The sequence below is a fragment of the Candidatus Palauibacter sp. genome (genome assembly GCF_965208055.1).
In the GTDB taxonomy this organism is placed as follows: Bacteria; Gemmatimonadota; Gemmatimonadetes; order Palauibacterales; family Palauibacteraceae; genus Palauibacter.
In genome coordinates, this window is record NZ_CBDBNY010000004.1 from 1,270,305 (window position 1) to 1,293,501 (window position 23,197).

Annotated in this window: 18 protein-coding genes, 1 pseudogene and 1 CRISPR repeat array (1 of these 20 running past the window's edge); of the genes and pseudogenes, 13 read left to right on the plus strand and 6 right to left on the minus strand. The window is 68.2% G+C overall.

The features are described from left to right. Positions 1-47: 47 nt before the first annotated feature. From ACOGXI_RS05775 to ACOGXI_RS05795, 5 genes are read left to right on the plus strand one after another with little or no spacing between them, the layout of a single operon-like run. Positions 48-1,823, plus strand: coding sequence for a DUF2207 domain-containing protein (locus ACOGXI_RS05775; RefSeq protein WP_419937935.1), 1,776 nt, complete (start codon positions 48-50; stop codon positions 1,821-1,823). Between the two features lies 1 nt (position 1,824). Then, complete coding sequence (locus tag ACOGXI_RS05780) at positions 1,825-2,307, plus strand: redoxin domain-containing protein (protein ID WP_419937936.1); 483 nt, start codon at positions 1,825-1,827, stop codon at positions 2,305-2,307. 35 nt (positions 2,308-2,342) lie between these two features. Next, positions 2,343-2,687: a 4a-hydroxytetrahydrobiopterin dehydratase gene (locus ACOGXI_RS05785; protein WP_419937937.1), complete on the plus strand. Its 345-nt coding sequence runs from the start codon at positions 2,343-2,345 to the stop codon at positions 2,685-2,687. Next, a complete protein-coding gene (locus ACOGXI_RS05790) occupies positions 2,684-3,922 on the plus strand; it encodes a succinylglutamate desuccinylase/aspartoacylase family protein (RefSeq protein ID WP_419937938.1) in 1,239 nt (412 codons plus the stop codon). The genes ACOGXI_RS05785 and ACOGXI_RS05790 overlap by 4 nt, the downstream gene beginning before the upstream one ends. Positions 3,923-3,938: 16 nt before the next feature. Continuing rightward, positions 3,939-7,181 (plus strand): hypothetical protein, encoded by a 3,243-nt coding sequence (locus ACOGXI_RS05795; RefSeq protein WP_419937939.1) that lies wholly within the window; start codon positions 3,939-3,941, stop codon positions 7,179-7,181. A 170-nt stretch (positions 7,182-7,351) separates the two neighbouring features. Here ACOGXI_RS05795 and ACOGXI_RS05800 read toward each other — a convergent pair. From ACOGXI_RS05800 to ACOGXI_RS05815, 4 genes and pseudogenes are all read right to left on the minus strand, one after another. Continuing rightward, positions 7,352-8,275 (minus strand): annotated as a pseudogene (locus ACOGXI_RS05800) (tyrosine-type recombinase/integrase); the annotation flags it as partial. A gap of 10 nt (positions 8,276-8,285) precedes the next feature. Then, positions 8,286-8,513: a type II toxin-antitoxin system HicA family toxin gene (locus ACOGXI_RS05805; protein WP_419937940.1), complete on the minus strand. Its 228-nt coding sequence runs from the start codon at positions 8,511-8,513 to the stop codon at positions 8,286-8,288. After that, complete coding sequence (locus ACOGXI_RS05810) at positions 8,506-8,733, minus strand: type II toxin-antitoxin system HicB family antitoxin (RefSeq protein WP_419937941.1); 228 nt, start codon at positions 8,731-8,733, stop codon at positions 8,506-8,508. Before ACOGXI_RS05810 ends, ACOGXI_RS05805 begins: the two co-directional genes overlap by 8 nt. After that, complete coding sequence (locus tag ACOGXI_RS05815) at positions 8,730-8,906, minus strand: type II toxin-antitoxin system HicB family antitoxin (protein ID WP_419940161.1); 177 nt, start codon at positions 8,904-8,906, stop codon at positions 8,730-8,732. The genes ACOGXI_RS05810 and ACOGXI_RS05815 overlap by 4 nt, the downstream gene beginning before the upstream one ends. A gap of 147 nt (positions 8,907-9,053) precedes the next feature. Between ACOGXI_RS05815 and ACOGXI_RS05820 the strand changes: the two genes are divergently transcribed. Beyond that, positions 9,054-9,332, plus strand: a complete 279-nt coding sequence (locus ACOGXI_RS05820; RefSeq protein WP_419937942.1) for a hypothetical protein — start codon at positions 9,054-9,056, stop codon at positions 9,330-9,332. Between the two features lie 50 nt (positions 9,333-9,382). Here the strand turns inward: ACOGXI_RS05820 and ACOGXI_RS05825 are convergent, their stop codons facing one another. Both ACOGXI_RS05825 and ACOGXI_RS05830 read right to left on the minus strand, forming a co-directional pair. Further along, on the minus strand, positions 9,383-9,721 hold the full coding sequence (locus ACOGXI_RS05825; RefSeq protein WP_419937943.1) for a hypothetical protein: 339 nt from the start codon (positions 9,719-9,721) through the stop codon (positions 9,383-9,385). A 37-nt stretch (positions 9,722-9,758) separates the two neighbouring features. Then, on the minus strand, positions 9,759-10,133 hold the full coding sequence (locus ACOGXI_RS05830) for a hypothetical protein (protein WP_419937944.1): 375 nt from the start codon (positions 10,131-10,133) through the stop codon (positions 9,759-9,761). 469 nt (positions 10,134-10,602) lie between these two features. On the opposite strand from ACOGXI_RS05830, the gene cas7u reads away from it, so the two are divergent. The 7 genes from cas7u to cas2 are packed head-to-tail and all read left to right on the plus strand — an operon-like array spanning position 10,603 to position 18,882. Then, positions 10,603-11,796, plus strand: a complete 1,194-nt coding sequence (gene cas7u / locus ACOGXI_RS05835) for a type I-U CRISPR-associated RAMP protein Csb1/Cas7u (protein WP_419937945.1) — start codon at positions 10,603-10,605, stop codon at positions 11,794-11,796. Then, positions 11,796-13,250, plus strand: a complete 1,455-nt coding sequence (gene csb2 / locus ACOGXI_RS05840; RefSeq protein ID WP_419937946.1) for a type I-U CRISPR-associated protein Csb2 — start codon at positions 11,796-11,798, stop codon at positions 13,248-13,250. Before cas7u ends, csb2 begins: the two co-directional genes overlap by 1 nt. After that, positions 13,243-16,083 carry a type I-U CRISPR-associated helicase/endonuclease Cas3 gene (cas3u, locus tag ACOGXI_RS05845; RefSeq protein ID WP_419937947.1) on the plus strand — a complete coding sequence of 947 codons (2,841 nt, stop codon included), beginning with the start codon at positions 13,243-13,245 and terminating at the stop codon, positions 16,081-16,083. Before csb2 ends, cas3u begins: the two co-directional genes overlap by 8 nt. Next, positions 16,080-16,970 carry a hypothetical protein gene (locus ACOGXI_RS05850; RefSeq protein WP_419937948.1) on the plus strand — a complete coding sequence of 297 codons (891 nt, stop codon included), beginning with the start codon at positions 16,080-16,082 and terminating at the stop codon, positions 16,968-16,970. Before cas3u ends, ACOGXI_RS05850 begins: the two co-directional genes overlap by 4 nt. Continuing rightward, on the plus strand, positions 16,967-17,584 hold the full coding sequence (cas4, locus tag ACOGXI_RS05855; protein WP_419937949.1) for a CRISPR-associated protein Cas4: 618 nt from the start codon (positions 16,967-16,969) through the stop codon (positions 17,582-17,584). The genes ACOGXI_RS05850 and cas4 overlap by 4 nt, the downstream gene beginning before the upstream one ends. Further along, positions 17,488-18,588 carry a CRISPR-associated endonuclease Cas1 gene (cas1, locus tag ACOGXI_RS05860; RefSeq protein ID WP_419937950.1) on the plus strand — a complete coding sequence of 367 codons (1,101 nt, stop codon included), beginning with the start codon at positions 17,488-17,490 and terminating at the stop codon, positions 18,586-18,588. The genes cas4 and cas1 overlap by 97 nt, the downstream gene beginning before the upstream one ends. A gap of 3 nt (positions 18,589-18,591) precedes the next feature. Then, entirely contained in the window at positions 18,592-18,882 is a 291-nt protein-coding gene (cas2, locus tag ACOGXI_RS05865; RefSeq protein ID WP_419937951.1) for a CRISPR-associated endonuclease Cas2, read from the plus strand. 204 nt (positions 18,883-19,086) lie between these two features. Next, a CRISPR array of direct repeats spans positions 19,087-23,197; the repeat unit is 37 nt; unit sequence GTGTCGCCGGGGTTCGCACCCCGGCCTTCGTTGAGCG (it continues 1,291 nt past the right edge of the window).

Genomic DNA, 23,197 nt, shown 5'->3' on the forward strand with positions numbered 1-23,197 from the left:
AGCGGCGGCATCCGCGACGAGCCGCGGCAGTCGCGGCCCGAGCCGCCATGCCGGCGGGCGCGATGGTCGGCGCGATGGTCGGCGTCATGGTCGGCGCGATCGTCGGGGCCGTCGTCGGGGCCCTCTGCCTTTCCCCTTCCCCGGCGGCCGCGCAGGAGCGCTCCTGGCTCATCGAGAGCTTCCACGCCGACATCCGGGTGCTGGAGAACGGGTCCCTCGAGGTGACCGAAACGATCCGGCCCCGCTTCGATGGAAGCTACAACGGCATCTACCGGACGATTCCCGTCGAGTACCGGAGCAACAGATTCCGCTACAAGCTGCGCCTTTCCGTGGAGGCGGTGACGGACGCCGACGGGAACCCCCTGCGCTACGAGACGAAGCGCGATGGGGATTACCTGAACACGAAGATCTGGGTGCCGGACGCGGTCGACGCGGTGCGCACGGTCCGGCTCTCCTACGGCGTGACGAACGGGCTCCGCTTCTTCGCAGCCGATGAAGGAGAAGACGGCATCGTCGAGGCGTACGACGAGTTGTACTGGAACGTGACGGGGACCGAATGGCCGGTCCCGATCGAGACGGCGAGCGCGACCGTGAGCCTTCCGCAGGCGGTCGAGGGCGTGCGCGCCCACGCCTTCACCGGCGGTTACGGTGCGACGGGCCAGGACGCGGCGGTCGACGTCACGGGAAGCCGGGTCGACGTGCGAACCGACGGACCGCTCGGCTTCCGGGAAGGCCTGACCATCGGCATCGGATGGGATGCCGGGGTCGTCCGGCGGCCCACGGCGATCGACCTCGCGAGCATGTACCTGTTCGCGAACTGGCCGCTCTTCCTGCCCTTCTTCGCCCTCGCCTTCATGTACCGCCGCTGGAACGAACGGGGTCGCGACCCCGAAATCGGGTCGATCGAGCCGCGCTACGAGCCGCCCGGTGACCTGACGCCCGCCGAGGTCGGCGTCATCATCGACAACCGCGCCGATCTGCGCGACATCACGGCGACGCTGATCGACCTCGCCGTCCGCGGGCACCTGTCGATCGAGGAACGCGGGGAGAAGGACTACCTCTTCGAGCGACGCGACACCGCGGGCGACCCCCTGGCTCCGCACGAGAGTGCGCTCCTGCGGTCGGTCTTCGGGGGGCGAACGACCCGCCGGCTCTCGGACCTCAAGGACCGCTTCTACAAGGACCTGCCGGAACTGAAGTCGACGTTGCTGGCGACGCTCATCGAGCACGGCGTGTATACGGAATCGCCAGCCATGGTCCGCGGGAAGTACGTGGGGCTGGGGTTCCTGGTCGGAATCGTGATCTTCTTCGGCGGGCTGCTCGTCCAGGTCCAGGCCGTGCTCCCGCTGGCGATGCCGGCCGTCCTGGCGGCGGCCGTCGCCTCGGCGCTCGTCATCATGATCTTCGGGCTCTTCATGCCGGCGCGCACGAAGAGGGGGACGGAACTGCTGCGGCAGGTGAAGGGGTTCGAGGAATTCCTCACGCGCGTCGAGTCCGACCGTTACAGGCGGAAGATCACGGGCCCGGAGATGTTCGAGAAGTGTCTGCCGTACGCCATGGCGCTTGGCGTCGCGGCGCAGTGGGCCAGGGCCTTCAGGGACCTGTATCGCGAACCCCCGGACTGGTATCATGGGCATGCCCTATCGACGTTCAACTCTCACATTCTGGTCTCGAACCTGAACAGCATGTCCGCGGAGACGCACAGCGTGATGCAGTCCGCGCCGCGCAGCGCCCAGAGCTCGAGCTTCCCGGGCGGCGGGATCTCGGGGGGCGGCGGATTCTCGGGCGGCGGATTCGGCGGAGGCGGAGGAGGCGCGTTCTGATATGACTTCCAGCACGAAGATCTCGGTCGGCGACCGCGTGGAGCCGTTCACGCTGCCCCACGAAGCCGGGGGAACGATCGATCTGGGGGATCACCTCGGCCGCGACCGGGTCGTGCTCCTCTTCTTCCCTCTCGCGTTCACCTCGGTCTGCACGGCGGAGATGTGCCGGGTGCGGGATGAGTGGAGCGCGTATGCGTCGCTCGACGCCGCCGTGTTCGCGATCTCCGTGGACAGCCCGTTCGTCACGTCCCGATTCAGGGCCGAGGAAGGCATCCCCTTCCCCATCCTCTCCGACTTCAACCGCACGGTCTCGCGTGACTGGGGCGTGTTGTACGAGGAGTTTCACGGGCTCCGCGGCGTCTCCAAGCGGTCGGCGTTCGTGATCGGAACGGACGGCAGGGTGGCGTACGCGTGGGTGTCGGAAGATGCGGGCGTTGAGCCGGATTATGAAGAACTCCTGCAAGCGGTTGCCGACGCGCCCTGAGGACGGAGACCGACAGCAGCTACGGAGACGATGCCATGTCGATACCGCTCGCGCAGCAGCAGTGCATCCCCTGTCGAGGCGGGGTGCCACCCCTTGAGGGAGAGGCCCTCGACGCGCTCGCGGAACAGCTGGGGGCCGACTGGAGCGTCGTGGACGGGCACCACCTCGAGAAGGAATACCGTTTTCCGGACTTCGTGACGGCGCTCGGCTTCGTGAATCGCGTGGGCGAGATGGCGGAGGAACAAAACCATCACCCGGACCTGTTCCTCGCCTGGGGACGGGTCGTCGTCCGGATCTGGACGCACAAGATCGACGGACTGACGGAGAGCGACTTCGTGTTCGCGGCGAAGGCGGAAACGCTGCACCGACCCGGCGCGTGAAGCAAACGACATCCTCGACGGCCATCGAGGAGCCCGGCGACCAGGGACGGCGAATCGGCGCGTACAGGGGCGCCGAGCCCGGGCCGCTCGTCATCTGCATCGCATCGCTGCACGGGAATGAGCCGGCGGGCATCGAGGCGCTGGAACGGGTAATGGGCGTCCTCTCGGAGAGCCGGCTTCGGATGCGCGGGGATCTCGTGGGTCTTTGCGGCAATCTCCAGGCGCACAGAGCGGGGACGCGGTTCATCGATGAGGACCTCAACCGCGTGTGGCAGCATGACCGCGTGGACGCGGTGCTGGAGTCTCTGCGGGGCGGAGGGTCGGCGCGGGACGGCGACGGGGCGCCGATGGTGGGGAGCGCCGAGTTGGCGGAGCAACGGGACCTGCTGGCCGCCTTCCAATCGGAACAACGGCGCGCGCGGGGGCCCATCCATGTCCTCGACCTGCATACCACCTCGTCGGAAAGCGCGCCCTTCACGACGCTCGGGGACACCCTTCAGAACCGGGCGCTCGCGCTCTGCCTTCCCGTCCCGGTGGTCCTGGGACTGGAAGAGCAGATCGACGGCGCCATGCTTCACTACTTCGACCGCCTGGGTTGGGCGAACATCGGCATCGAGGCGGGGCAGCACAGGGCCGCGTCGTCCATCGACGCGCACGAGGAGGCGGTGTGGATCCTGCTTGAGGCTCTCGGACTGATCGAGGCAGGAAGCGCTCCGGAGGGGGAGGAGCGGAGGGCTCGTCTCGCCCGCCGGGCGGAGGGTCTGCCGCGGGTGCTGGATGTGCGCTACCGCCACGTGGTGTCGGAAGAGGACGGATTCCGGATGCACCCCGGGTTCACGAACTTCGACCTGGTCGAGGCCGGGCAGGAACTCGCCGTGGATCGGCGCGGACCCGTGCAGACGGCGTTCGCGGGCCGGGTTTTCCTCCCACTCTACCAGCGGCAGGGAGACGACGGGTTCTTCATCGTCCGGCAGCGGGCTCGCGTGTGGCTCACGGTGTCCCGGGTGCTGCGGACGGCCGGCGCGGATCGCATGGCCGCCTGGATCCCGGGGGTCAGCCCGCATCCCGAGCGGGGCGACGCGGTCATCCTGGCCCGGTGGGCGCGCAACCGGTTCGTGATCGGATACCTCCACCTCCTCGGGTTCATCGCCCGGAGCGAGAGCGGCGGACGGGTGATGGTGAGGCGGCAAGAGGGGCCCGGCCCCCGACCGGAGCCTCCGCCCAGAGCCAGCTAGGGATCGGATCGGACCCGTGGCTCGTTCCCGGCCTCCATTCGGCATCCGCCGGGCCATGGCCGCGCTCGCGGCCGCAGCGGGGATAGCGGGGATCAGCGCCTGCGGAACGGAGGTCACGCCGCCGGAGCCCCCGGGGAACCGGAGTCCGGTGGCGGTGGACGCCCTTCCCGACCTCGACGTGCGGCTCGGGCATCCGGCCGTCCTCGACGTGGCCCCCTGGTTCCGGGATCCGGACGGCGATGCGCTGACGTTTGCCGCAACGTCCCTCGACGCGGGCGTGGCGCGCGTGACGGCGGCCGCGCATCGGGTGACGGTGGAAGGGGTCGCGCCGGGGTCCGCGACCCTGGAAGTGGCGGCCCGCGATGGCGGGGGGCTTTCGGTCGCGCAGCGCTTCGAGGCGACGGTCGGGGTCGGCGTCGCGCTCTCCCTCGGCGTGGCGCAGGCTCGGGAAGGCGGCATCGCGCGAGTCGAAGTCGTGCTCGACGACCCTGCGGAGTCGCGGCTGACCGTGCGCTATGCGCTGGGGGTGGATGACGCGCGGCTGACGGATGACGCGGATTCGGCGGACGTGCTGGCCGCAAGCGAGGGCGCGGTCGAGGTCCCCGGGGGAGCGAGCGGCGCCGTCATCGAGATCCGGATCGCCGACGACGATGAGATCGAGCCGCCCCGGGAAGTCCTCACCGTTACGCTGGAGCGACCCGCGACCGGGAGCGGTTTCGTGCTCGCCCCTCCTTCGAGCGCCGTGGTCGTCATCCGTGAGGGAGTGTGCGACCGGACGGCCGCCGTGCGCGACGCGATCGTGCGCGGGCTCCGGGCCGACGACTGCAGCGCCCCGGACGGGCAGGCGCTGGCCGCGCTCCGCTCTCTGAGGATCAGGGCGCGGGAATCAGCCCCCGAGGGCGGCACCGGAGCTGTCCTCGGCGAACTGCGCCCGGACGACCTGAGCGCGCTCTCCGGCCTCGAGTGGCTCGCACTCCAGGACTACCGCCTGAAAGCCCTTCCCTCCGGGGCCTTCTCCGATCTCTCCAGTCTGGAGGTGCTCGATCTGGCGGGAAACCTGATCGCCGACCTGCCCCCGGGCGTGTTCGCGGGTCTCCGCAGGCTCGAATGGCTCTCCCTGGTCGATAATCGGCTGCAGGCGCTTCCGGCGGGCATATTCGGCGACCTCGCCGGCCTGCGGGAACTGTATCTGCAGGACAACGAACTGAGCACCCTGCCCCCGGGCGCGCTCGCGGGCCTGCGGAGTCTGGAACGGCTGACCCTCGGGGGGAACGAGGCCGCCTTCGCCTTCCCCGTGCGCCTCGCGCGAACGGACGATGAGGACGCGACGGCTCCGGGACCCGCCAGAATCGAGGCCCGGATACTTGAGGGTGCGCCCTTCGACGTCCGGCTCCCGCTTCTCGCCCAGGGGGGGACGCTCTCGGTCGATTCGGTCCTGGTGCGGGCGGGCACCACGGCGAGCGCCACCGTGACGCTCACGCCGGGCGACGCCGCCGATTCCCCGGTCTCCGTGACCGTCGGCTCGGACGAGGCGCTGGCCGAAGCCTGCGCGGATCGTTGCGACGGGTTCGATCTCGTCGCGGGGGACCCGCTCGTCGTGTCCAACCCCGCCTCGGTCACGATGTCCGTCCCCTACGCCTATCTCACGCAGGCGGCGCAGAACCGGGAGGGCGGCGTACCTCTGGTCGCCAACCGGCGCGCCCTCCTTCGCGTCTTCGCGACCGCCGACGAAGTCAACGGCTTCCGGCCGGGGGCGACGGCGACCTTCTTCCGCGACGGAGTGGAGACGTACCGGACGGAGCTTGACGCACCCGGCGGAGGGATCCCGCTGGCCGTCGACGAGAGCCGGCTCGAAAGATCCTTCAACGCCGCCATACCGGGCCACGTCCTGCAACCGGGCTTGAGCATGGTCGTGGAACTCGACGCGGAGGGCGCGCTCCCCCTGACCTCCTCGAGCCGGTCCCGGTTCCCGCCCGAGGGCCGGCACGACCTCGACGTGCGGGGGGTGCCCCCGCTGCGCGTGACACTCGTCCCCGTGCAGTACCATTCGGAGGAGAACCGGGATGTGAATCCGGGCGTGGCGGCGTTCGCGCGCGAACTCGCGGAGGCGGGCACGGGAGGGGGCTCGGCCGTCGGCCGGAGCGTGCTGCGCTACGCCCGCACGGTGCTGCCCGTCGGCGACCTGCAGGTGGCGCTCCGCGAACCCTACCATACGGGGGCGGACACGTCGGAGGCGGGGGCCATCGGCCTCATTCGCGAGATCGAACTGCTCCGGGTGATGGAAGCGGAAGACCCCGGGGAGCACTACGCCGGGATCTTCGGAGTCCCGAAGCCGCTCTCGCGACACCCCGACGCGTACTGGATCGACGGGCTCGGGATGCTCGGCGGGCAGAGTTCTCTCACGGGCTCGCACGGCCCGGACCGGCTGCTGCAGAGAACGGGTCGTCTCCGCCTCGTGTTCGCGCACGAGTTGGGACACAACCTGGGGCGCCCGCATACCCCGTGTGACGAACCCCTCACCGACCCCGGGACGGTCGACGCCGACTATCCGTGGCCCGATGGCCGTATCGGGGTGTGGGGACACGATTTCGGGGACGGTGGCGGGGACGGTGGCGACGAAAGCGGCGGTGACGGGCCGGGGCTCGGGCACCTGTTCAACCCGGAGGGATACCGGGACCTGATGTCCTATTGCTATCCCCAGTGGATCAGCGACTACAGCTTCACGAGGATGCTGGAGTTCCGCCTCGCGGACGCCGGCAGTGCCGGGATCTCGTCGTCGGCGCAGGCGGCGGATCGCCGAACCGCGCGGGGCGACATGCTCCTGCTCTGGGGCGGCGTCGACGATGGCGAACTGCGGCTGGAACCCGCCTTCGTATATCGGACAGCCGCACGTCGTCCATCGCAGCCCGGCCCGTACCGTCTGTCGGGTCGCGACACGGAGGGACGGAGCCTGTTCTCGGTCGGCTTCACGCCGACTCCGGTCGCCCACGGGATCGATGACGACAACCGCGCGTTCGCATTCGCGATCCCCTTCGACCCCGCCTGGGCGGAGACGCTGGATGTCCTCACGCTCAGCGGTCCGGAGGGCACGACAACCGTGGACCGCGCCCGGGGCGGCCGCGCGGCCCTACTCGTGGACCGCGTCACCGGGCGCGTCCGCAGCATCGTCCGACATTGGTCCGATACGATACCGCCGATGGGGGCGACGGACGGAACCGGGGTTCGAGCGGTGCGCGGGCTCCCGCGCCGTCCGGGCTGAAGCCACGGCGCGAGATCCGGGCTCGGATGGCCCGTTGCGCCAAGGATTTCCTCACCGAAGCATGGGCCGGCGTCGCTCCGGTGTCGCCGGGGTTCGCACCCCGGCCTTCGTTGAGCGGCCATGGCCGCGAGATGGTCGGCGTTGGCCCAGCATGTGTGGTAACAGCGCAGCACGGTCTTGGCCGCCTTCCACCCTCCGAGTTCGCAGAGCACCTTGAGCGGCAGGTCCATCAGGTCGCTGGCAAACTTCCGTCTCAGCGAGTGCCAGCCCCTTCCGCGCTTCGGCGCGAGTCCTGCGAGGCGCTCCGCCCGCTGCCACCAGAAGCGGGCTTGCGGGAAGCGCAGGCATGCCGAGGGATTCATGGTCGCGGGCAGGACCGGCGCGTCCCCGCTCGCCGGGTTGCGCCTTCGCGCCTCCTCGAAGACTTCGATGGCTTCGGGGGTCAAGGGCGTGCGGTGCTCGTAGCCCGTCCTCTCGTGCTCGGCGCGCCACCGCACCGTTTCGCATTCGAGGTCGATGTCAGACCACCTGAGGTTGCGAATCGCGCCGATCCGATGCCCGGTCTCGTGCGCGAGCACGAGGGCGACGTGGCATCGCCAATCGACCTGCCGCGAGATTTGGAGAAGTGCCTGGTATTCGTCGTCCGTGAGAACGACCCGGGTTGGGTTCTTCTCGACGGGCTTCCTGAGGCCCTTGAGCGGGTTCCTGTCGAGGAGCAGGCGGCCCTGCTCGTCCCTCGACCGCGCCGCCCAGTTCAGCACCGCCATCAGGAACGTGAGGTCCCATTCGATCATCCGGTTGCCCACGGGCTTTCCACTGGGGCCGACCGCGCCCGCCCGGCGCTCCCGGATGAACCGGTCCCAGTCTCGCTGGGAAAGGGTCTCGGGCCTTCGGTCCCTGCCGAAGAACTTGACGGTGGAGGGTTCGAGCCCTCGACTCCTCGCCCATCGCCACGCGGATCGTCCCGGGAACGCCTGATCCAGAGCGGTTTCGGCACATCTACGGGCTCTAGGATCGCCCAGGATCGATGATCGCCGGCCTCCGAAGGGTATGGGTCGGGTGGATTTCCGCTTGGCGGAGGCCTCCACAGCCATCCGGCTGCGGTCAGGGACCCACCTCGAATTCCGAACGGGGGAGGCCTGACTGGCGAATGATCGACATCAGCGTACCGATCCGCAGCTCTCGGTGGTCCGGAACCGGGACGGTGAGCGTTCCGTCGGCATCCGCCTTCTGCATGGCGATGTGGCTGCCCCGTCGTCGGACCTCGACGAAACCGTTGGCCGCCAAGATGCGGCAGGCTTCACGGCCGGACAGGACGCGAAGCCTAGCCAACCGCAACCTCGATCTGAGTTACGTAGACTTCGCCTCGCAGGCGCCGGTCGACCTCGCCGGGCGGCGCGGTCTCGAAGAACAGGGCGAGGGCTTCGGCGAGATTGTCGCGAGCCTCGACCACGGTCTCGCCCTGGCTCGCAACGTCCAACTCGGGGCAGAGCGCCACATAGCCCTCACCCTCGCGCTCGCGCTCGACGATCGCAGTCAGGCGTCGGGTCATTGCGGTTCCTCCATGGGAGCGAGACCGAAGACCCGGTTGGCTTCGACGACCAGTGCGATGGCTTCTCGAAGGCTCGTCCGAGCTTCTTCGAGGGAAGCGCCTTGGGTGTTGGCACCGGGGAACCCCTCGATGAAGGCGATGTAGCCTTCAGGAACTTTCCGGAACACCGCCATGCATTGCAGGTCCACAACTGACCTCCTTGATGCTCATGATGCATTGACGCTAGCAGTCACCCGGCGCTAGCGCCATCCTCGCCCGGCCTTTCGCGCAGAGCCCGTCGAAGCCCTGAACGGCGAAGGTAACAGCTTGTCCCGCCGAGGTTGCCGTTCCCCCGTCCGCGCGACAACCGCGCGTTCGCGTTCGCGATCCCCTTCGACCCCGCCTGGGCGGAGACGCTGGATCTCCTCACTCTGAGCGGACCCGAAGGCACGACATCGGTGGACCGGGGCCGGGGCGGCCGCGCGGCCCTACTCGTGGACCACGTAACCGGACGCGTCCGCAGCATCGCTCGACACTGGCCCGACACGGCCCCGCCGGCGCGGGCGACGGACGGAACCGGGGTTCGAGCCGTACGCGGGCTTCCGCGCCATCCGGGCTGAAGCCACGGCGCGAGGTCCGTACTCCAGCGGAGTCGGTCGCCCCGACCGCTCTACGGGTTCGTGGCCGTGTCCCCACCCTCGGCTGAGACGGGGCCGCGCCCCCGAAAGGTCTCTTCGATACTGAGCAGCCGGGCGTCAACCCCACCCAGGCGTCGATTCACGTCATCCAACCGCCGGTTCACGTCATCCAGGCGCAGGTCCACTCCATCCAGACGCTTCACGGCGTCCAACCCGGCCTCCAGCCGCTGTTCCACGCCATCGATCCTGGCTTCGACCGAACCCAACCGGGTGCCGAGATGCCAAACGCCGCTGAACCACAGGGACAGCAACGTCACGAGAGACACGAGGCCGCCCGCCCCCACGATCCATCGATCAGGATTCTTCATCATCGTACTTCGTTCTCAGCTTCCAAACGCCGCCATGGCATTACACTGGCCCCATCCCGCATCCGCGGCAGATCGCGCCCCGCCCGCCGTTTCGCTTCGCCGTCCACGCCCAACGTGGCACGGGCTCGCAACGGGTCGTCAAGACGAATGTGGATGGCCTTCCCACACAACGAAGACGCTGGATCCCCGCACGCTGTTGATCATTGACCGCATCACCGCCTGCGTCTTCGGCATCCGTGCGTAGAAATTCGCGCAGCTCGGTGACGGTGCTGACCACGCCCTCGCCGCCCTGCGCGCAGTCATGCTCCGCCACGGCGGCGAACCGAAAGCGGACGGCTTCGACCGCGAAGATCCGCGGGTGATCGCGGAGCAGGATGAAGACCTCGCCGTTCCAGTCCGCCGCGAACTCGGCCATCCGTTCCCCCCTACCTCGTCGAGCGTCAGGGCCACGTCCGCCCCCCTCGATTCACAGCCACTGCCCGGTCGGCATCCTAATCGCCCGAAACCAGACGTTTTCGATGATCGCGGCAAGCAGAGTATCTTGGGTCGTGTGCCCGTGCCGATTCGTCGCCGGATTCCCACCCCGGCCTTCGTTGAGCGAGTACGGTGCCGCTTGGGACAAGCGCGAGCATCGTTGTGTCACCGGGGCTTTGGCCCCGGTCTTCGTGCATCAGCACCGGTCGATGGCCCGTTGATCGGTGACGTTAGCTTGGCGGGAGTTGCGCCGATCAGCCGCTCCGTCATGAGCCCCTTGACCATCCCGCCGTTGAAGTGTATCCATCCAACGTTTCCGATTCTCAAGTTTATCTTGTTCCAAGTGGAACTGTAGTATATTCTAGAGCGCATTAGGGACACTCGACGTGGGGGACAACATGAAAAACGGCATGAACCTCGAAACGCTCGTCGCGGCGTGCGCGGACAGCTCGCTCGACGACGGCATCCGCATCGACACCGATCTGGAGTCGCTGGCGGGGCCGGGAGGGCCCGTGAAGCCCGCCGTTTACGAGGGCGGCAGGTATCAGGAAGACCGCCGATGGGCCTCGCCCTCCGACGAGGAGCCGACACCCGTCATCGTGATCGACAACGTCCCGTCGCAGGCCAACCGGCTCGAGGACGCACTGCGGCGTCATCGAGCTTCTGCCTCGGTGCCGGAACTGGTTCTCGACCTGTCCGACCTTACCAACCTGCCCTCGCATCTGCCGTCGCAGATATCGAGTCTGCAATTCCCCCACCGGAACGCGGACGCTTACCTCCGCGACGCGCAGCTGGATGGGGAGGATTTCGTCAGCACAACCCTCGGACGCGCCATCCTCGCGGCTACGCCCGAGGCGTGCGGTCCCCTCATGGCATGGTTTCCGCAGGCGCTCCTCTACGGATTCTGGCAGTCCCACCTTGGCAAGAAGCGTCACAACACGAAGCACGCGCGCGCCTGGGTATCGGAGATCATTGGCTGGAAACCCGCGGCGAGCGAAACGCGAGTCCTCGGCCTCAAGGGGGATCCGTTGAACCTCAACACCGATGAGACGTTGGCCTCGAATCCCGATGATCGCCTTCACTGGGAAATCGGAACGGCGAAGTTGAAGGAGATCGAGGGCGGCAAGCGAGACAAGCTGTCCGAGATCGGTCACGGGCAGGTGCCCTTCATGGGAGATGAGGCAGCGGCCGCCGCAGTCTCGTTCGCCAGGGTCACTCAGCGCGCGACGCTCTCGCTGGCCCAGCTCCGGCGCGTGGGTCTCGGGCCGGATCACTCCGCCGAGGCGGACGCGGCGGCCCGCGCCTTGCTCGTCGGGCTTGGGCTCCATGCGCACGCGATGGCGTTCGGTCGTGGATTCGCGCTTCGGTCCGGGGCGGAACTGCGGCCGACGAGGTCTACCGCGACATGGCTGGGTGCGGGTGGAGATGTAAAGTTCGAACTCGGCGGCAGCGAGGAAACCGGCGAGTTGTTACGGGCGGCTCTCGGGCACGCGAGGTCGGCAGACGTCCCGCTCGATGGCTGGGGAGAGTCCCCGATGCGGCTCACGCCCAAGAGCAACCTGCGGCAGGCAATTCTCGCGACGTGGCCGGAGATGGAGGACTGATGCTGGCGATCTCCGTCGAACTGCTGCACGGCACATTTCGCGCGGATCCCGATGGCACCGCCCACACCGGACACCTGAGAACCGGCGAGTGGCCACCCGCCCCCTCCCGCTTGTTCGCCGCTCTCGTGGCCGCAGACGGGACGAGAGACCGGTGTCGGGTCACCACGGGTCGGGAGCTGGAGTGGTTCGAGAAGCTTCCGGCCCCCGTCATCCACGCGCACGCGGAACCCTGGCACCAGCCGTTACTTCCGCGCTACGTGGCCGCCGCCGACAGAACCTTCGCGACGACCCCGCCTGCGAAGAAGGGCCTTCGCAGGGGCACCCGCGCTCATCTCGAGTACATAGGGCGCCAAGGTGTCGAGGTGCGGCCGGGGGTACGCGTTACCCCCCGCCACTCGAGCGTTGTATATGCTTGGGACACACCCTGCCCGGGCGAGATGGTGCACGCCCTGCGCCAGCGCGCCGCCCGCATCGGATACCTTGGAACCGCCGATTCTCCCGTTCGGGTCCGCGTGCACGCGAAACTGCCGGACTCCATCACGCCCGACGATGCGTTTCGGCCGCAGGACGATGGCGACATGGCGGTTCGCGTGCCGCGCTCAGGAGACGTGCAGCGGCTGGATGCGGCATACGATGCGTGGGCGGAGCGCGGAGTTACGGCGGCCCGCGGCCAGTTCCCTGCCCTCAGGCACGAGGCCAAGTATCTCTCCCCGACGGCGGATTCGACCGTTGATCGGGGCACGGTGGTCGCGTGGCTTCGGCTCGAGGCCGCCGTCTCGGGGCGTCGCGTCTCGACCGTCAACGCTGTGTTCAAGGGGGCCGTGCTCCGCAAGTACCAAGATTTCTACGGAGAGCCGCCTGCGACCCTACACGGTCATGGATTTCGTAAGCGCGGCTACGACTTGGCCCGCTTCCTCGCACTCCCCGACGCGGGGTTCAAGCGATCCCGGGGTCGCATCCACGGTCTGGCGCTCTGGCTGCCGCCGGGCTGCGAGCCGGGAGTCAAGAGCCGGGCCGGACAAGCTGCCCTCGCCGTCCGACGCCTCTGGGGAGGGGGCCTCGACGTGGCCGTGATGCCTCACGCCAACCGGGGCGGGCCCGTTGCGGCGCGACGATCGCGTTGGGAACGTTCCGCACGCTGCTGGATTACGGCCTTTCCGGCAGTGCACGAGCGCCGAGTGCCCCTCGATCTGGCGGAAGTGACGAGGTGGTGCGCGCATGCGGGGCTGCCGGCACCGGTGGCATTCCGCTCGGCGCGTGCTCCGCTCGTCCGCGGCGGCGTCGACCTGGCGCCCGTGGAGGTCAATCGTCCCGGAAGGCCGGGGCTTCCCTACTCCCATGTTCAACTCTGGTTCGCCGAACCAGTTCGCGGGCCGGTCGTGATCGGGTCCGCTCGGCAGCGCGGTCTCGGCCTTTGCATCGACCTCCAAGAGAGGGATGCGGCAAATGACTGATGGGTCGCGGCTAGCTCCGATACCGAAGTTTCCCGACTTCTATGAGGCGCTCAACGACCGGGAGCCCTTCCCGTGGCAGACTCGACTCGCCGAGCAGGTCGGGGATTCCGGTTGTTGGCCCCCCGAAATCGGCGTTCCCACGGGCTTGGGGAAGACGGCGTGCCTCGACATCGCCATTTGGTGGCTCGCTTCGCAAGCCGGACTGCCCCCGTCCGACCGCACGGCCCCCACGCGGATCTGGTGGCTGGTCAATCGGCGACTGCTCGTCGATTCCACGGCCGACCACGCCGAGCGGATCCGTGACGCGCTCCGTGAGGGCGGAAACGACGTCCTCCGAACCGTCGCCGCACGGCTGCGTTCCCTTGCGGCCGCACCCACCGCCTCACCGCTCGAAGTGATCCGCCTGCGTGGCGGCGTCGCGTCCCGGCGGCCGACCGATCCCTCCGTGCCCACCGTAATCCTCTCAACCATCCCGATGTACGGATCTCGCTTGTTGTTTCGCGGTTACGGGACAAGCCGGACGCTGCGCCCGGTCGAGGCGGCCCTGGCCGGGTGCGATAGCCTTCTCCTGGTGGACGAGGCGCATCTCGCGCGTCACTTGACGAACCTGATCCCGGCCCTCGCGGCCTGTAACCCCGGTGCGGAACAGGTTCTCAACGCGTCACGGTCTCGGCCTCGCGTGGTGGCCCTCACCGCCACCGGCGAAGCATCGGAGGAGGACCGTTTCGATCTTGACGAACAGGATCGGGCGAACGAGACGGTTCGGAAGAGGCTCAACGCCGCCAAGCCAGTGCGGGTGGTCGAAGTGTCCAAGGGCAGGCCCGAAGAACACTTGGCGGACGTGGCAACGGAACTGGTTGAGACGGCAGGCTTCGCATCGTCTTGTCTTGTGTTCGCAAACACCCCGGACACCGCCAGAAGGGTTCTCGCGCGCCTGCGGAAGCAGTTCTCGCGGAATGCGGCGGACCTGCTCCTGCTCACGGGCCGCACGCGGGAGCGCGAGGCCGAGCGCATCAGGAAGCGGATTCTTCATCGGGGCGAGGGTATGGCGGCGAACCGTGACCCGCGGGCGGAGCGGACTCGCCACCTGATCGTTGTCGCCACGCAGACGCTGGAGGTCGGGGCCGACATCGACGCGGAGTACATGGTCACCGAGGCGTGCGGAGTGCGTGCGCTCACGCAGCGGCTTGGTCGCCTCAACCGCCTCGGCCGCTTCGACCACGCGCGGGGAGTGTATGTCCATGCGCCCCCACCCAAGCAAAAAGCGCGGAAGGGGGCGGGGACGGCCGGGTGGCCCGTCTACGGCCGTGAACCGGTCACCGTGCTGGAGCGCCTCAAGGATGAGTTGCACCCCCGACGAGGAGACGTCGACCTCTCGCCGAGCCGCGTGTCAAATGTGCTCGGTGAACCGCACGACGATCCCGGACGGGCTCCAGAGGTGCTAGACGGACTGCTGTGGGAATGGGTGAAGACGACCACGCAGCCTGCGGGAGAAGCCCCGGTCGAGCCGTACTTCTCGGGCATCTCCGGCGTCGATTATTCGGTGGCCGTCATCTGGCGGGCCCACCTGCCCGAGGCGGGCATGCGGATCTGGCCACGCCCCTTCGAACGCGAAGTGGTGAGCGTTCCAATCAGAAAGCTGCGGGATGCCCTCGCCGAAACCTCGGACGTGCATCGGCTCCGATCCGACCAGACCACCGTTGAGGTGGTCGCCGTTCGAGATGTCCGGCCCGGAGACACAGTGCTGCTTCCATCGAACGAAGGCCGACTCGACGAGTTCGGCTGGAATCCAGATGCGGTTTCGCCGGTCCTGGATGTGTCGATCTTGGAGCGCGGTCTACCCCTCGACCAAACCGCTATCGAACGACTGGGCTTCTCCCTGAGCAAGAAGACGGAGACGAAGTCTGGTCTCGTACGCCTGCAGCACCTCCTCGCGATGGCGCTGGGCGAGGTTCGAGACGACGAAGAGATCGACAAGGCCGAACAACGGGAAGCCGCGGAACAGTTCCTCCAAGCCCTGCTCCGCATTACGCCCGGCGGTTGGGACGAGTCCGAGTGGGACGCAACGATCTCGCGTCTTGATCCTGAAGTCGTGGTTACACCCAGGGAAGTCGCGCGCCTGCGACTGACGGCTCCCGAAACCGAGGAAGAGCGAGGCATCGGGAGCGACGAGATGGACGAGACCTCACTCTCTCCAGCCGCCGTCCACCTCGACCCTCACGGAGAAGCGGTGGGGGCCTTGTCCGGATTGATCGCGGAGCGACTTGGGTTGGCCCGGGAACTCGCGACCGTGGTGGGGCAGGCGGGAAGGTGGCACGACATCGGGAAGGCCGATCCACGGTTCCAACGCTGGCTTGATCCAGACGCAGGCGCGCGAAACGGACGGTCCTCTCCGTTGCTCGCCAAGTCGGGGATGCCCAGGAGCCGTTGGAACGCCACGCAGGCAACATCGGGCTGGCCCCGCGGGGGCCGACATGAGGAGTTGTCGGCGCGGCTGCTCCAGACCCGGATGGAGAACCAAGACGATGAGTTCGACCCAGGCGAGGCCGATCTCCTCCTTCATCTCGTCGCCAGCCATCACGGCAATGGGCGGCCACTCACTCCACCCACCGACGATGGTGCGCCGGACCGCGTCGCATGGGAGGTCGAGGGCGTCCGAGTCGAGGCCCCGGCCGACCTCTCGCTGATTGACTGGGAACAGCCAGCCCGGTTCCGCCGACTCAACCGGCGGTTCGGACCGTGGGGGCTGGCCCTCCTGGAAGCAGTTCTGCGCCAAGCCGACCATGCCGTCTCGAGCGGCATGCTCGTACCGGAAGGGGAGGCCACGCCATGAAGGAGTTCACCTGCCCCGGGTTGCCGGCGTCTTGGGTGAATGGGTGGCTCGCGGCGGTCGGAGCGACCGTTCTCAGCCCGGAACTTCGCCTCCGCTGGACCACCGGCGGAACGCCTTGCGCGGTGTTGTGCGCACGGGAAGGCGAACCGGTCTCCCTTCTCGCGGATTCCTGGCCGAGCCGTGCGCAACTCGAGAGCATGCCGATCAAGAGGACTTGGCCGGACGTGGAAGCCATGCCGAGGAACGTTCCGGTCGACGCGTTTGCCAAGCGCATCGCCGCCGTACGCGGGGAGCCACTCGCGTGGACGCTCTCTTCGACCGTCACCGACCTTCACGTCGACGACAAGGGGAACGTCGCGCATGCGCCATTCGACCCGCCCGTGCCGCGCGGATACGTGATGCACGACCGGCTGCTACGGATTTACTTCGAGCCGTCGGCCGAGCGTCTTGGGCAAACGCTGGAGGGGACCGGCGAGCGAATCGAGAGCAACGGTCTCGGCTTCGACATTGCACGGATGGGCTCTGCGGCGGACAACGCCTCCAAGTGGGTTGATCCGGTTGTGGAGACGCTCGCGTTTTTTGGCTTGGCCCTTCTCCCCGTACGCGGACAAGGGACGGACGCGGGCTTGGGGAGGAGCGTGCGCCCCTCCACCATCCAGCGCGGGTGGGTGCGAGAGAACGAACCGCGGGCGCGGCCTCGGTTCGTCTGGCCCGCCTGGACCAGTCCACTGGACTCCCCAGCGATCGATGCTCTCCTTGATGTCTGGAGGGCGGAATCGAGAGCTAGCTGGCCCTCAGTGGGGATCCACGCGGCGTGGCGTAGTGTGAGTTACGAGGCGAAGAGTACATCGGATACCACGCGCGGCTACGGTTCGGAACGAATTTGACCGACCGTCCGGTGGTCCTCATCTCGGCCATCGAGCATTTTGCGTACTGCCCCCGGCAATGTGCTCTCATCCACTCTGACGGCGTCTGGGCCGAGAATGCGCACACCGTCCGCGGTGCCAGGGCACATCGACGCGTGGACTCCGGAAAATCCCGCCACGAGCGCGGCAAGCTCGTGCTTCGGGCGATTCCGCTGTGGTCGGAGACGTTCGGGCTGTCGGGGAGGGCCGACGCCATCGAGACCGACGGTGATGCTGTTCGCCCGGTCGAGTACAAGTCCGGCGTGGCGCACGGTGAGGCGGCCGATCTACAAGTCTGCGCACAGGCCATTTGCCTGGAGGAGATGCTGGGCGTCGTCATCCCGGCGGGCTATGTGTGGTACGGTGGCCCCAGGCGCCGCGTCAGGGTGCCCCTGACGTCGGCGTTGAGGGCCCGCGTGGAGGAGGTCGTTGAGGCGATCCGGGGGCAACTGCTGTCCGGAGACCTCCCGGACGCACCCAATGATGAGCGGTGCGACCAATGTCAGCTGCGCTCCCATTGCCTCCCGGAGTTGACGAGCGCCCCGCGCCGGGTCACGCGGTACATGCGGGGTACGGTGTTCGAGTGCGCTATCTGAGTACGCTATACGTTCGCAACCATCGTGCGCGCGTGGGCCACCGGCGCGGATCGCTCGTCGTGAAGACTCCGGACGGGCATCAGCGAGTGCCCCTCGAGGGAATCGATGGCCTCGTAATGCTCGGTGGCGGGCAGATCACCTCGCAGGCCTTGGAGGCATGCGTCAAGCGGGGGGTTCGGGTAGCGGCGCTGCGACAAAGCGGCGCCGTCCGTTTTGTCGTCGGCCACAAGACCGGGGGCAACGTCCATCTACGTATCGCCCTTTACGGTGCGGTTACTGACGCGGAGCGCTCGCTCGCACTCTCCCGCGCGGTCGTGGCCGCAAAGTTGCAAAACAGCGGACGCGTCGTTGGCCGCTGGAGTCGCGACGCCACCGATCCGGCGACTTCTGAAAGCCTCTCATGGCGCGCTGGACAGATTCTCTCGCGCGTGAGCCGGCTTGAACAGGTGTGCACGCCCGACCAAGTGCGGGGCGTCGAAGGTGATGCGGCCCGAATCTACTTTCGCGGAATTCGCGAACTCCTCACAAACGCCGAACTGGAGTTCCTCACAAGGAGAAAGCGACCGCCGCGCGATCCCGTCAACTCGGCGCTGAGCTTCTGTTACGGACTGTTGGTGACGGAGTTCATCGGTGCGATCGAGAGCGTCGGGCTCGACTACCAGATGGGTTTCTTTCACCGGCCCCGTTCGGGTCGCCCCTCGCTTGCCCTCGATCTCGCCGAGGAACTGCGACCGCTGACAGACCGCTTCGTGGTGTCGCTGGTCCGTCGCCGTCAGCTGCGGCAGGACCACTTCGTCAGCACTCCCGGCGATGCGGTCTACCTGAGCGACGAAGGACGGACAGCGTTGATCCGCGCCTGGGAACGACACAAGGAGAGGGAGATACGGCACCCGCTGCTTCGCCGACCGGTGGGCCGCTGGGCACTTCCGTCAATTCAAGCGACGCTGTTGGCCCGCCATCTCCGTGGCGACATTCCCGCCTACCCGCCGTTCGTAATGCCTTGAGACATGGACTACTTGGTCACCTACGACATCGCCGATACGCAGGGCGAGGGAGCGATTAGGCTTCGCCGCGTCGCCCAGATCTGCGAGCGATACGGCGAACGCGTACAGTTATCGGTGTTCGAGTGTAGACAATCGCCAGCGCGTCTCGCTCGCATGATTGGCGAGCTGCAAGATGTTATGGACCGTCACGAAGACTCCCTCATCGTGTACCGCTTCAGCGGCGGAATCGACGACGCCCGCCTTCGATTCGGACGCCGCTCGCCCCACAAACTTGGTGACCCTTGGATCATCTGATCACGCTGCGAACCCCCGGTGATCCCGTCGGGACCGCTCTCTGCGCCCGGCGGAAGCCTCGATCTCAGCGAGCGCACGTCTCGATTCGATCCGGGAACGGCTTCTCAAAGCCCACATGAAGCCCGGATCGGTCCCCCTCCAGCCCCTCCGGTCTCGTTCCAACGCCGATTCTTCCCGTTTTCGACCCCCACGGCCAGATTAGCTGTGTCGCCGGGGTTCGCACCCCGGCCTTCGTTGAGCGGTCTACCAGTGCGATTCCCATATGCGGTTCGAGCCGCAGGTGTCGCCGGGGTTCGCACCCCGGCCTTCGTTGAGCGCTTCACGCTCCGCTCCCGCATCGGTAGGAGACGAGGGTGTCGCCGGGGTTCGCACCCCGGCCTTCGTTGAGCGGTCCAGCGGCCCGCTGAACCACGGCTGGCCGAAGAGTGTCGCCGGGGTTCGCACCCCGGCCTTCGTTGAGCGCGGCTGCGGTTCCTTGCGGCGGGCGGTGCGGTGCTCGTGTCGCCGGGGTTCGCACCCCGGCCTTCGTTGAGCGTGACGGCCTGCACGCGCAGCACCCGCTTGCTCATGTCATGTGTCGCCGGGGTTCGCACCCCGGCCTTCGTTGAGCGCTCCAGATTTAGCGATGGCCCTCGTTCCCGTAGCGGGGTGTCGCCGGGGTTCGCACCCCGGCCTTCGTTGAGCGCCCACATCCACGGTGAGCCGGCCACGGAGGACAAGAAGTGTCGCCGGGGTTCGCACCCCGGCCTTCGTTGAGCGGAGGTCGGGATCACGCCGCGTTGAGAATGACGAACGGGGTGTCGCCGGGGTTCGCACCCCGGCCTTCGTTGAGCGCCGCTGGCCCTCACCCTTCCGGCCGGCTGGCTGGCCGAGGTGTCGCCGGGGTTCGCACCCCGGCCTTCGTTGAGCGCTCCATGTCGGTGGGGAGACCCCGCCCCTTCTGCCGGGTGTCGCCGGGGTTCGCACCCCGGCCTTCGTTGAGCGCGCAGCAACGCGAAGCAGGCCGCGCTCCGCGCAGCCTGGTGTCGCCGGGGTTCGCACCCCGGCCTTCGTTGAGCGTAGCAGTTATGGAGTAGTTGCGTTTAGAGATGTTACTGGTGTCGCCGGGGTTCGCACCCCGGCCTTCGTTGAGCGTATGGGGTCCGTGACGCGACGCCTACCGAATTGAGGCGGTGTCGCCGGGGTTCGCACCCCGGCCTTCGTTGAGCGAGGCTGGTCCGTCCTCCCATCGAAAGGTGGACGAGGTGTCGCCGGGGTTCGCACCCCGGCCTTCGTTGAGCGGGGGGCGAACTGTACGGGGCGGGCGGCGAGACCCGCATGTGTCGCCGGGGTTCGCACCCCGGCCTTCGTTGAGCGACGTAGCAAGCCGCCGAGTGCCAGTCCTGAAACTTCGTGTGTCGCCGGGGTTCGCACCCCGGCCTTCGTTGAGCGTCATAGTGGAGCACGGGAGCCGAACATGAAGCGCCGCGTGTCGCCGGGGTTCGCACCCCGGCCTTCGTTGAGCGATCCCTCCGAGCAAGGAGACGTAGTCCTGATGCGTCGCGGTGTCGCCGGGGTTCGCACCCCGGCCTTCGTTGAGCGACCTGGAGCGCCACGGGCTTGCCGCCCGGCCTGAACCCGTGTCGCCGGGGTTCGCACCCCGGCCTTCGTTGAGCGGACTTCCGCCTCGTCTCCTTTCTCGACGGGAACGACGAGTGTCGCCGGGGTTCGCACCCCGGCCTTCGTTGAGCGCTCACGCGGTTCGCACGGCCTCGGGTCCGCGCGGTGGTGTCGCCGGGGTTCGCACCCCGGCCTTCGTTGAGCGGGGAAGTCGGGCCAGGGACGGTGCTCCAGGAGGAAGTGTCGCCGGGGTTCGCACCCCGGCCTTCGTTGAGCGTCGGTGCGGAGCAGCAACACGAACGTGCTCGGCGCGTGTCGCCGGGGTTCGCACCCCGGCCTTCGTTGAGCGCTCCGACTAGCTCGCACCGATACCGCCACGAGACCCGTGTCGCCGGGGTTCGCACCCCGGCCTTCGTTGAGCGATGATCGACCCCAACGAATACGACGCCGAACACGACGGGTGTCGCCGGGGTTCGCACCCCGGCCTTCGTTGAGCGGCCACCGCGCCGTTGGGCGCCCTGACGTCGACGGCCAGGTGTCGCCGGGGTTCGCACCCCGGCCTTCGTTGAGCGCGAGGAATGGGGCGTCGAGATCGACGGGGACGCGTTCGTGTGTCGCCGGGGTTCGCACCCCGGCCTTCGTTGAGCGTCCCAAGCCGCGTTCGTGACCGTCTTGCGAACGGTCTCGTGTCGCCGGGGTTCGCACCCCGGCCTTCGTTGAGCGGCCTCGGTATGTGCCGGAATCGAAGCCGCGAGCGTGGCGTGTCGCCGGGGTTCGCACCCCGGCCTTCGTTGAGCGGGGGACCGGGACGCCGTGATCGCCGAGTGCGTGATCGGAGTGTCGCCGGGGTTCGCACCCCGGCCTTCGTTGAGCGTAGTCGAGATCCCTGCGAGCGGGTCCGCACGTCCCGTGTGTCGCCGGGGTTCGCACCCCGGCCTTCGTTGAGCGGGTGGGTGGCCTACGCCGATGGCGGCTTCCCCGGGCTGTGTCGCCGGGGTTCGCACCCCGGCCTTCGTTGAGCGATTGACAGGTGGCCCGGTTGCCTCGCGGCGAGGCGTTGGGTGTCGCCGGGGTTCGCACCCCGGCCTTCGTTGAGCGTTTGCGAGCCACCTAGCCGCAAACCCCAAGTCGCTAGTGTCGCCGGGGTTCGCACCCCGGCCTTCGTTGAGCGAAGACGCTGGATGACGGCGTTTACGGGAGATGAGCATGGTGTCGCCGGGGTTCGCACCCCGGCCTTCGTTGAGCGACGATCAACATCGACGATCCGCGATCCTCCGTCCTCCGCGGGTGTCGCCGGGGTTCGCACCCCGGCCTTCGTTGAGCGATCGTGTCCGTGTCGACCGTCTCCACGCCGAGCGGCGGGGTGTCGCCGGGGTTCGCACCCCGGCCTTCGTTGAGCGCAGCGTCGCGAACATGGCGAGGATAATCGCGTTGATCGGGTGTCGCCGGGGTTCGCACCCCGGCCTTCGTTGAGCGATCTCGAAGTACGGCGGGCAGCTCAAACGTCTCCCGGTCGTGTCGCCGGGGTTCGCACCCCGGCCTTCGTTGAGCGCGGCCGTGGTCCTCGCGGGCGGAGATTGTCGTGCACTCGTGTCGCCGGGGTTCGCACCCCGGCCTTCGTTGAGCGTTGAGCGTCGGCTACGAGCTGGGCGTTCCGCCCATCGCGTGTCGCCGGGGTTCGCACCCCGGCCTTCGTTGAGCGGTCGAGGACGATTTCAACACGGGCTTGCTGGCGGCGTGTCGCCGGGGTTCGCACCCCGGCCTTCGTTGAGCGTTGACGCCCGTTGCCATGATCCCGGCCACGGAGACGGGGTGTCGCCGGGGTTCGCACCCCGGCCTTCGTTGAGCGTCGCCCGCATGCGCCGAGGAGCAGGCCCGATCCAAGATGTGTCGCCGGGGTTCGCACCCCGGCCTTCGTTGAGCGACCGAGTACCGCTGCAGCGCCTATACCACCACGGAGTGTCGCCGGGGTTCGCACCCCGGCCTTCGTTGAGCGGGCGGGACGCCGCCGTACGGGTGGGCCGTGCTCCAGGCGCGTGTCGCCGGGGTTCGCACCCCGGCCTTCGTTGAGCGCAGGCAACGAATTGCCGATGGCCGCCTAGATGCGGCCCGGTGTCGCCGGGGTTCGCACCCCGGCCTTCGTTGAGCGGCTCTGGCCTCGATCCACACGCTCGACTTCTACGCCGGGTGTCGCCGGGGTTCGCACCCCGGCCTTCGTTGAGCGCGAACGGGAAGCCCGATGCGGTGGTCCTGCGGTGCCGCGTGTCGCCGGGGTTCGCACCCCGGCCTTCGTTGAGCGAGGCTCATATGGATATGCTCCCCGGACGGGTCCCGGTGTGTCGCCGGGGTTCGCACCCCGGCCTTCGTTGAGCGTGGTTCCCGCCGCCCGCGGCGACCGGGATCGGGAGCGGTGTCGCCGGGGTTCGCACCCCGGCCTTCGTTGAGCGGACCCACAGCACAAGGCCTGGCTGGTGTGGCGAGCAGGTGTCGCCGGGGTTCGCACCCCGGCCTTCGTTGAGCGCAGCAGGAAACGGCGTCCGAAGGCCAGTATATCAACGGCGTGTCGCCGGGGTTCGCACCCCGGCCTTCGTTGAGCGACGGCGGGGTGGGAAAACGCGGCGGACGTGCCCGCGGGTGTCGCCGGGGTTCGCACCCCGGCCTTCGTTGAGCGGACATGCTCCTGCGGCTGCCGACCGCCTATGTCGAGGGGGTGTCG